Annotated in this window: 3 protein-coding genes and 1 pseudogene; 2 read left to right on the top strand and 2 right to left on the bottom strand. The window is 31.7% G+C overall.

What is annotated here, in order from left to right:
* Positions 1–197 (bottom strand): hypothetical protein (locus tag CBG25_RS08540; RefSeq protein WP_290604058.1); only part of this gene is annotated, 197 nt, incomplete at its 3' end.
* A 98-nt stretch (positions 198–295) separates the two neighbouring features.
* Here CBG25_RS08540 and CBG25_RS08535 point away from each other — a divergent pair.
* Both CBG25_RS08535 and CBG25_RS08530 read left to right on the top strand, forming a co-directional pair.
* Positions 296–512: pseudogene (locus CBG25_RS08535) on the top strand (phosphate-starvation-inducible PsiE family protein); the annotation flags it as partial.
* Positions 513–724: 212 nt separating this feature from the next.
* Positions 725–940 carry a cold-shock protein gene (locus CBG25_RS08530; protein ID WP_290606013.1) on the top strand — a complete coding sequence of 72 codons (216 nt, stop codon included), beginning with the start codon at positions 725–727 and terminating at the stop codon, positions 938–940.
* A gap of 56 nt (positions 941–996) precedes the next feature.
* Here the strand turns inward: CBG25_RS08530 and CBG25_RS08525 are convergent, their stop codons facing one another.
* Positions 997–1,122, bottom strand: coding sequence for a hypothetical protein (locus CBG25_RS08525; RefSeq protein WP_290606011.1), 126 nt, complete (start codon positions 1,120–1,122; stop codon positions 997–999).
* Between the last annotated feature and the right edge of the window lie 139 nt (positions 1,123–1,261).

The following is a 1,261-nucleotide window of genomic DNA, read 5'->3' as shown; positions in this document are numbered from 1 at the left end:
CTTTTTTTGTCTATAGAAGGTTCAACTAATCGCCATAGGTCTTTAGGGCGGAAACATCTACTTTTTAACCATCGGCTAACCGTGTCATGAGATAAAGGCGATGGGCTGACTTCTGATAACGCCAAACTAGAGTATCTTACACTGCTTACTTGCAAGAATATTTTATAGATATCTTTAATGCATGGATAACCGGACAAAATATGAACATCCTGATTTTTTCTTGTTTTTAAATTTATACTTCTTTTTTAGAGACTGCGAAACTCGTGTATTATTCAAGTCAGCTAATCCTACCCAGACTTACCTTTTACTCGAAGGTATCGTTAATTATTTTCTCTATTTAGAATTTATCGCATTGATAATTAAAATATTTTGTATATATCGGTATTACCGCTATCATTCGATTAATTATCGTAGAACATAAAGATCCATTTTCTGTACTGATTTATGCAATCTCGATATTAGTCATGATTTTAGCCTTGTATTTAGCTAACACCAAACGTCTTGTAGAATAAAAAACTATTGATTAAAACGATAAAGTATGACTTAATTAACTCTAGCCTCGAGAGTAACAATCTCTTTTTATTAGTAAAAATTTTAAGTAATTCAAAATTTAGCGATATCATAATACCTCTTCATTAATGAGTTCCTTCTGATTAAATACTATTAGTAAAAATCATGTTAATCTTTGAGATTTTTGATTAATTAACAAAATTAAGGAACGTATATGTCAAGCATCAATACAGGTATTGTCAAATGGTTTAATGCTGATAAAGGCTTTGGGTTTATTTCGCCCAAAAATGGCAGTCAGGATGTGTTTGTTCATTATTCTGCTATTCAGGGTAATGATTATAAAACGCTCTATGAAGGACAGGAAGTAAATTTTTCTGTCGAAAGCGGTCATAAAGGACTTTCGGCAACTAATGTGATAGCCTTTGCGTAGGATCTAATTCATTGATATTATCGCGTGGTTATCTTTATACTATTCGGTAATATCATTTAGTTAATAACAAATATTCGTTTGCCACTTTCACCTATCAGACTTCCGTTACCACCTTCAACATCAAAGTGATACATCAAGCCTTTTTCGGTGATTTTCCGTTTACGTAATCTGGTTATTTTCACGATTTCGTCATTGTCACGAGTTTCGCAGTCTCTAAAAAAGAAGTATAAATTTAAAAACAAGAAAAAATAAGGATGTTCATATTTTGTCCGGTTATCCATGCATTAAAGATATCTATAAAATATTCTTGCAAGTAAGCAG

Source organism: Arsenophonus sp. ENCA (genome assembly GCF_002287155.1).
Lineage (GTDB): Bacteria > Pseudomonadota > Gammaproteobacteria > Enterobacterales > Enterobacteriaceae > Arsenophonus > Arsenophonus nilaparvatae.
This window is presented reverse-complemented; position numbering and strand designations above follow the sequence as displayed.

Excerpts from the sequence above, each read along its gene's own strand:
- CBG25_RS08530 (WP_290606013.1), top strand. The coding sequence starts at position 725 with ATGTCAAGCATCAATACAGGTATTGTCAAATGGTTTAATGCTGATAAA.